Source organism: Methylobacterium soli, assembly GCF_008806385.1.
GTDB classification, from domain to species: Bacteria; Pseudomonadota; Alphaproteobacteria; order Rhizobiales; family Beijerinckiaceae; genus Methylobacterium; species Methylobacterium soli.
This window is the reverse complement of the sequence record NZ_VZZK01000040.1, coordinates 42,036-48,635: the sequence shown is the minus strand read 5'-3', so window position 1 is coordinate 48,635 and position 6,600 is coordinate 42,036. Positions and strand designations below refer to the sequence as shown.

The 6,600-nt window shown below is 57.2% G+C and carries 9 protein-coding genes; 1 reads left to right on the top strand and 8 read right to left on the bottom strand.

Going from position 1 to position 6,600, the window contains the following annotated elements; all coding sequences use genetic code 11:
• Positions 1 to 352: 352 nt before the first annotated feature.
• The 3 genes from F6X53_RS34075 to F6X53_RS26660 form a co-directional block, all read right to left on the bottom strand.
• The gene (locus F6X53_RS34075) at positions 353 to 655 is read right to left on the bottom strand and encodes a DUF6894 family protein (RefSeq protein WP_425324705.1); all 303 of its coding nucleotides are present in this window, start codon (positions 653 to 655) and stop codon (positions 353 to 355) included.
• A 116-nt stretch (positions 656 to 771) separates the two neighbouring features.
• The gene (locus tag F6X53_RS26665) at positions 772 to 1,005 is read right to left on the bottom strand and encodes a hypothetical protein (RefSeq protein ID WP_151004062.1); all 234 of its coding nucleotides are present in this window, start codon (positions 1,003 to 1,005) and stop codon (positions 772 to 774) included.
• A 304-nt stretch (positions 1,006 to 1,309) separates the two neighbouring features.
• Positions 1,310 to 1,591 carry a hypothetical protein gene (locus F6X53_RS26660; RefSeq protein WP_373876028.1) on the bottom strand — a complete coding sequence of 94 codons (282 nt, stop codon included), beginning with the start codon at positions 1,589 to 1,591 and terminating at the stop codon, positions 1,310 to 1,312.
• 272 nt (positions 1,592 to 1,863) lie between these two features.
• On the opposite strand from F6X53_RS26660, the gene F6X53_RS26655 reads away from it, so the two are divergent.
• Positions 1,864 to 2,100 carry a DUF6894 family protein gene (locus F6X53_RS26655; protein WP_151004058.1) on the top strand — a complete coding sequence of 79 codons (237 nt, stop codon included), beginning with the start codon at positions 1,864 to 1,866 and terminating at the stop codon, positions 2,098 to 2,100.
• A 350-nt stretch (positions 2,101 to 2,450) separates the two neighbouring features.
• On the opposite strand, the gene F6X53_RS26650 is transcribed toward F6X53_RS26655, so the two are convergent.
• From F6X53_RS26650 to F6X53_RS26630, 5 genes are all read right to left on the bottom strand, one after another.
• A complete protein-coding gene (locus F6X53_RS26650) occupies positions 2,451 to 2,846 on the bottom strand; it encodes a hypothetical protein (protein WP_151004056.1) in 396 nt (131 codons plus the stop codon).
• 168 nt (positions 2,847 to 3,014) lie between these two features.
• Positions 3,015 to 4,415 (bottom strand): hypothetical protein, encoded by a 1,401-nt coding sequence (locus F6X53_RS26645; RefSeq protein WP_151004054.1) that lies wholly within the window; start codon positions 4,413 to 4,415, stop codon positions 3,015 to 3,017.
• Between the two features lie 507 nt (positions 4,416 to 4,922).
• Positions 4,923 to 5,198 (bottom strand): hypothetical protein, encoded by a 276-nt coding sequence (locus tag F6X53_RS26640; protein WP_151004053.1) that lies wholly within the window; start codon positions 5,196 to 5,198, stop codon positions 4,923 to 4,925.
• Positions 5,199 to 5,236: 38 nt separating this feature from the next.
• Positions 5,237 to 5,497: a hypothetical protein gene (locus F6X53_RS26635; protein ID WP_151004051.1), complete on the bottom strand. Its 261-nt coding sequence runs from the start codon at positions 5,495 to 5,497 to the stop codon at positions 5,237 to 5,239.
• Positions 5,498 to 5,968: 471 nt separating this feature from the next.
• Positions 5,969 to 6,589, bottom strand: coding sequence for a recombinase family protein (locus F6X53_RS26630; protein WP_151004072.1), 621 nt, complete (start codon positions 6,587 to 6,589; stop codon positions 5,969 to 5,971).
• Positions 6,590 to 6,600 lie beyond the last annotated feature (11 nt).

The following is a 6,600-nucleotide window of genomic DNA, read 5'->3' as shown; positions in this document are numbered from 1 at the left end:
GCCTCGCGAGTTCATTCGTGCTCAGATCCAACCAGCCCCGTGTCCGGTTTGATGGGGGCAACTCCACGCTTCGACTGCATCTTCTGCCCGTGGCGTAAGGGCCGCTACCGGCTTGCCCGATTAGCCGAGAGGTTCGGCGCAGAGGCCACCCTGGACCACGTGAGAGACGAGATCAGCCGGGATTGCCCGAGGCGGTACGTGAGAGCGAACCAGTACGTTCATCGGTGTCAGGTCTGGTACACGGATCTGGTGAGCGGGAAGCCTCACGATGTGCCACCTGGGGTGTAGCCCTAGGCTCACCAGCGGCTCAGAGGGGCAGCCTCATTTGATCTCAGTCACCGCTTGCGACGCTCTACGGTGCTGAGGCCGAGCCTGAGGGTAGTGGAAAGATGGGCGCAGTAGAAGAAAGCTGCTCGCCTGCCCACCGCACGCTGGCTCCAGTGCAGGGCTTCATGGTCGCGGTAAGTACGACATGACCAGCAGCGTCGCGGGCCGTCACAGTTGGCGCAGATTGCTGGCCGGGTTCGGCACCTGATGATTCTCGGAGCAGCTCAAGGGCGTGATGCAAAACACCGTCGCTCCCGTCGCACTCCGTACCGTCATCGTCCCATTCAGTCAGACAGTCGCTATGTAAGTCGAAAAAGTATCGTGGCATGGGCTCGACCATACTGGTGAGGCAAGCGGAGACGGCCAACGCTTGCATCTGCACCGGCGCCTACGTGATAAGGTAATCAAAGGCTAACCTGGATTAAGGTTCCGCCATCGAGCGTGCTAGTTCGCTTCGGCACCGGGGTCGAGATGCTCGATGAAGCGCAGACCGTCCCAGAGTTCGATGGGGCGTCCATCCAGCAGCTTGCGAGCGAGTTCCAGGGCCGCATCGTCGTCCTGTGCCGGGAGATGCTCAATCCGGAGCACCGTCTGATCAGCATCAAGGATGAACGCGCGGTAGCGGCTCGGACTCTCGCCTTCCGGCAGGATCCTGCCGTGGACGATGGCTTCTGACATTCCCCTGCCCCCTTCTGGGTCCGCCCTCAGTGATGACAAGGGGCGCCTGAACGGAAGCTGAGGCGGTTTGACCAAGCCAGCCTCACCCTTAGTATGTTCCTACTCCGTTCTGTGGCCAGTAGGAAGTGCTGCATAGCGGTGCAGAACGCACTCGCTAGATAAAAGAACCAGCCTGAGTGAATCAACTGTCACGGTTGTAGTCGCCGGGCACAAGCGGGATTATGCGCCCAGATACCAGTCCGACTTGCGCATGGCCGTCAGCCCCGCTGCCCGCCGCGACAATGCGTGCGGTTGAGTTTTGGCGCTACTGTCGCTCCGACATTAGGTCGTGCGTCAACACCGTGAGCTTACCGATCAGGGTGGTCACGTCGCTCGGCTTGCAGGACCACTGCGTGCCAATCGCCCCGCCATCTGCGGTCACAGAGACAACCGCCAGAGATCGTAGCTTTCCCTCACGCGCAAGAGCGAGCTGATCCTGAAGGACCTCGATGATGGAGGCGACATTCTCATCAGCCTCTACGAGCGCTACGCGAGGTGTGAAAGCCACGACCGACTCGCTCATAGGCATGCGCCCTCCGTTGCTCATTCTGCACTTCCTCATTGTTGTGAGATGGGCAGTGTGATCGCAGGGCTTTGTGCAGGCCGTGTGGCAGTTTGAGTGTCTGACCGAATGACCCGCATCTCCCGTCAGTGGCCTAGGTAGAGTAAAACACAACTGCGCATTTCGTACGCATGGCAAGATGCAAATCCATGTTGTCGCATTGTCATTATAGATGTCGGTCTACTCCAGCACTTTCTACATGCGTGAGCGTAAGCGTAAGGTCGGCTTCGTCTCGCTCGTTGAAAGCGGAGGCGTACATGCCGCTCTACTATTTCGACTTCCACGACGGCCCTCGGCACTCCTTCGATGATGATGGTCAGGAGTTTCCCGACATCAAAATGGCCCGTGATGAGGCAATAGGGGCCCTTTTCGATGTTGCTAGGGACGAGAGACGGGCGGGTGATCGGCGGGATTGCATCGCGGATGTAAGCGATGAAAGCGGGAGGATCGTGTTTCGTGCTCGCCTGTCACTCACCCCAGAATGGCTGACTTAAGGAATGAGCCCAGCTGTTTGATCAGCCCTGTTTTGCTGGGCTTTGAGCTTTCCATCCTAGCCAGGCCATTGCCGTCGCCCTCATTCTCTCCTTCGGACAAGAATAGGGGAGACATGTTTAGCCCGTTAGGCAGCGGAAGTACCCCCGAGTGCTTCGTTGCCGTTGGTGAGGCCGCCCTCCGGCTCAAAGGCCATTCTGTGAGGATATCGACACCCGGGGTGTAACAGGACAGTTGGAGCCCTGGGTTCACAGGCATGCTGGCTTGAGCGCACCGAGGAGAGTGCAAAGCAATGCCGAACACTCTTCCTGATAGTCACGCGTAGCTTCGCCCAGAAAGCCTCAGCTTGCTCTCAGGCTGCGAATGTACCCAGAACGATCTCCTTGCCGTGTACAGTGCCGCCCTCCGGCTTGGAATCGATCTTGTGGGATGACAGCCCTTCCCTCTTTCGATTCGCCTTGGGTGGTCGGGGTTCATAGGCTCTCACCCTGAGCCCATCCATGTCGTTCTCGTAGGCGGTGAGCTTCGCAGCCTTGCCCAGAGTGGTCGGGACGAAGGAGACATGAGCGCTGCCCTGGTGACGCATCAGGTAGACAGCATCGGGGGAGTAGCCGAGTTTCAGCAGGGCTCTGGCTCCGGCAAAGAAGGGCTGCTCCGTTCGGCAGGCCAGGGTTTCACCGAGGTAGACCGAGAATGGGCCGTAGCCCCTCGGGTTAGGTCGGACGATGATTTCGATGATTGCGGGCATGGGTTCTCGTTCACTGAGCGGGGGTGAGCCGCTGTGTTGATGATGATTTACGATGTGATGTGAGGAGGTTAGGTGCCAAAGCCTGCTGATCTTGTGAGGCTTACGGGACCCAATAATGGATATGTACTTGGAGTTGGTCTGTTGTGTGTATTACCTATGATCCTACCTTCAGTGTAGCCCGATACCCCATTCCTTCTTCGATACCGGTACAATGAGACCTGTCTGTTTCTCGGAGACAGAGAGCATGATCTCCTTCACCTCCTCTGTTCTTGAGGATGGAATGATCACAGCATCATGAATGGGAAGAGCGATGATGCCCCTGGTTCTTGCAAGCATCAGCACCTCCACCAGGATCTGACTCTCCAGGAACTGAAGGTGATGTCCTATCCCCGTCTCGAAGTAAGGAGCGATACCAGGGTGAAGCCTTCTGAGCATACCGACTAGCTCCTCGGCTGAATGATCAGCAGGCAGGCTGTCCTTTGTGCCCTTGGGCTTTCTGGTGATAGGTTTCTCCATGAACGTCACGGCATTCATCAGAGATTTAATTCCCTTCCTCCACATTTCCTTCTTCGGATCATTGGCAAACTCCGGAAGTGTATAGATGTCTGCCTCGGGAGGCTTGCGCCCTGCATAGCTGTACAAGAGTCGAGGGGCGATCTGGCCATAGTCTAGCTCACAGACCCGCTCCCCTTGGATCAGCAGCCCGGTCCTGTGCTCCCTCTTGAGCCTTTGCCAGAACCCTCCGAACAAGCGTCCACCTGAGGTGAAGCTCCTCCGCGTGAAGATCCGTCTGAGGTGTCGGTCATAGATGTCAACAGGTTGCTCAACAGGGGCTCGCTTGTAGTCGAACTCGATCTGAGCCCCGCTCAGCCACTCGTTGATCTGCCTTACCTCCAGTCGCTTCCTTTTCGTCTCCGGAGTGTCTGTGTAGTCGATGAGCTGGCTGCTATCCCAGAAGCCCTTCTTGGTTGACTTCAGGATGACGCACTCCGCTGGAGCCCTGAATCTGATGTCTCCGATCTGGACGTCATGCTCCGTGGCGAGCCTCTCCAGGGTTTCTCCTGGCCAGATCTTGGTGAGTTGGTCCCGGGTAGCATGGGGATCCCTGTAGCCGATCTCCTGCGTGATCAAGCTCAACTCAGGGCTGGCCATGAGATCCAGGATGTCAGGGAGGGTCTTCCCGATGAATGCTGCTTTGTAGCGTGACTTGGCGGTGGTCTGGCGGTGAGAGCGAGAGATTGCGACCCCATCAGTGTGCCCGGTGATGACGCAGTGAAGCATGTCACACACGATGGCTCGGACGGTTGTCTCGAAGTTTGACTGCACGACTTGGGTTCGCTTGCGGTCTCGAAGCTGGTTCATCTCCTCGTATCGCTGGATCTGATTCAACACCCGCCGAACCACGGCATTGGCTGCTTTGCCTACAGGGACTCGCCAGGACTCGAAGAAGCGGTCCTTCTCCGAGGTGAGCCAGTCTGAGTCGTCGTCCTCCGGTAAGGCTGGTCCCTGCTGGGCACTGCCGAAAGCGCTTGGATAGGATGAAGTGAACTCGATTTCCGATTGTTGCATTGTTCTTGTTGTATCTCCTTATTGTTTTGATTTAGATGGAAAACCCCCGATGCATCAAGAACACAGACACACGAATGCTCTCGGAAATGGCTCTCCTACTGTTGCTCCTGATTTGATCGAGGGGGGCAGACGGTGACGCTTCGGTGCTGCGAGCGATTGAGCCTCACTTTCTGTTTATGAGGGTGACTTTTCAGAGCACTGAAGATGTTGAGGAATTTCCGACGCTGAACCGGGGCCACGGAGGCTGCTTGCAGGGGCGATCAGCGCTCTCTTGGTGCGAGAAACCTTGTCAGCTTGACCGAGTGACGCGTGTTCGTTCTTCCCGCACGGTGAGGTGTTCTGAGGTCAGCCTTGGCCCCGTGGTTGGGCGCCCGCTTGTTGGCAGATTCCTCCCCGGTCAGAAGGCGTTTCCAGCCGGAGGGCGGGCTTCAGGAACGGCAGGGAAGCCTCTGGATGGACTGGGGTAGCTTAGAGAGAACCGCCTGTACTTGGTGGGAACGCGGAGAATTAGATAGGCAGGTTCTCATAAAGCTCCGCTAACTCAATATATTCCGCAACTTCCTTAAGCAGCGTGTTGCGCTCCGTGCTTTCCGGTGAGTCTCCTGTGCTTTCGCAGGCAAGCCGAAGCAGCTTCAATTTCAGCGTCTGATGCCTGTACCAAAGGTCAGCAGCATCCTCGCCGATTAGTTCCGCCATCTCCTTTTTGGTCAGCAGATTGGACTTCACGTCTTCGTAAAGCTTCGTCGGGCTACTTGGGAATGAAGCGGGTTGACGGTCGCTCATGTCTAGGCTCCTCGTTGCTTGAGTTGTTGAGGGTTCATTTATACGACTATCTCAACGGACGGCTCTGGTGCCTTAAATTCCTCGTCGAGAAGGTCCTCCTCAACCAGCGACCAGAACTCAGGACAGAGCCGTTCGGCAGCCCCATTTAAGAGGCGCAGGGCGTCTCGCCTGAGATCCATCAGGAAGTGGATCAGGTCTAAGCTGCTGAGCGGATGCGAGAAACTGAGGTTGATGCGCTGTTTGTCTTTATCCCAAACGACAGCAGCCGCAGCCTCACAGTGAGGCGAGAGGTTGTTCATTGATTTTTGGCCCCCGCGAGCCTATTGTGTGTCTAAGGCAGGGCGTTCTTGCTCTTGCCAACAAGCTTATTACCGAAGGATTTTGCGTGGATCAAGGACAAGAGTACGAATAATTACAGCCTCTTGGCAGTTTTTTTATGCCGCTTTAATGGTCGATTTCAAACCACAAATAGTTACGGTAGAGGAAGCCTTCAGTCTGTCGAATGGACTGATTTTATCCTTCCAGAACCTCACAGCCGGGCCAACACCCGCTGAACCTGATTGGTCCGCTAGCGTCCACCCCACGCCGTTGGGATACCCATATCGTTCAGGGCCCAGGCCAAGTCTCCCGCGGACCTACAGCCCTCGCTCTGAAGCTCTCTGATGATCGGCTCTAGGTTAGCCGCTCTGGCATTAGCCTTGACGGCCTTTGCAGCGTTGCCCTTGGCCCTAGCGTCATTCGTCAGCATGGCCCAACGATCCTCCTGAAGATCATCTTGTGACCCTGGTGCCCTTCGCGATCTTGGCGATGGTCGCCCGGCTGCATCCAGTGGCGTTCTGTATCGCCGTCCATGATAGCCCCGCCGTCAGCATCGAGGCTATCCCGGCATTCCTCGCCGTATCCTCCTGCCTGCCCCTGTAGCGGCCCTCAGCCTTCGCCTTGGCCTGCCCCTCAGCCTGCCTGCGCCTTCGGTCGTCGTAGTCTTTCCTCGCCACCGCCGCGAGCATATCCAGCATCATGCCGTTGATGGCCTCGAACATCCGACTGGTGAACTCGTCAGCCTTGCCCGTCGCCATCATCCACGAGGTAGGGAGATCGAGGGCCACCACCCGCAACCGTCGCAAAGCGATCTCGGCCTTCAGCTTCTCCCAATCGCCTGAAGTCAGCCGGGAGAGGCGATCCACCTGCTCAACCAGGAGCATGTCACCAGGGCGAGCATCAGCCAGCAACCGGAACAAGGCAGGACGGGCTAGCGTCGATCCGCTCTCATTCTCCACGTAGAAGCTGGAGATCTTCAGCGCTCGCTCTTCCGCGAAAGCCTCCAGCGTCTCCCTGGCAGGGCTAGCGTCCTGCTCATCAGTGGAAGCCCTGAGGTAGGCTCGAACGAACATCACGACTCCCA

Coding starts and splice junctions, on each gene's coding strand:
- F6X53_RS26665 (WP_151004062.1), bottom strand. CDS start 1,005: ATGTCAGAAGCCATCGTCCACGGCAGGATCCTGCCGGAAGGCGAGAGT.
- F6X53_RS34075 (WP_425324705.1), bottom strand. CDS start 655: ATGCCACGATACTTTTTCGACTTACATAGCGACTGTCTGACTGAATGG.
- F6X53_RS26650 (WP_151004056.1), bottom strand. CDS start 2,846: ATGCCCGCAATCATCGAAATCATCGTCCGACCTAACCCGAGGGGCTAC.
- F6X53_RS26655 (WP_151004058.1), top strand. CDS start 1,864: ATGCCGCTCTACTATTTCGACTTCCACGACGGCCCTCGGCACTCCTTC.
- F6X53_RS26630 (WP_151004072.1), bottom strand. CDS start 6,589: ATGTTCGTTCGAGCCTACCTCAGGGCTTCCACTGATGAGCAGGACGCT.
- F6X53_RS26640 (WP_151004053.1), bottom strand. CDS start 5,198: ATGAGCGACCGTCAACCCGCTTCATTCCCAAGTAGCCCGACGAAGCTT.
- F6X53_RS26660 (WP_373876028.1), bottom strand. CDS start 1,591: ATGAGCAACGGAGGGCGCATGCCTATGAGCGAGTCGGTCGTGGCTTTC.
- F6X53_RS26635 (WP_151004051.1), bottom strand. CDS start 5,497: ATGAACAACCTCTCGCCTCACTGTGAGGCTGCGGCTGCTGTCGTTTGG.
- F6X53_RS26645 (WP_151004054.1), bottom strand. CDS start 4,415: ATGCAACAATCGGAAATCGAGTTCACTTCATCCTATCCAAGCGCTTTC.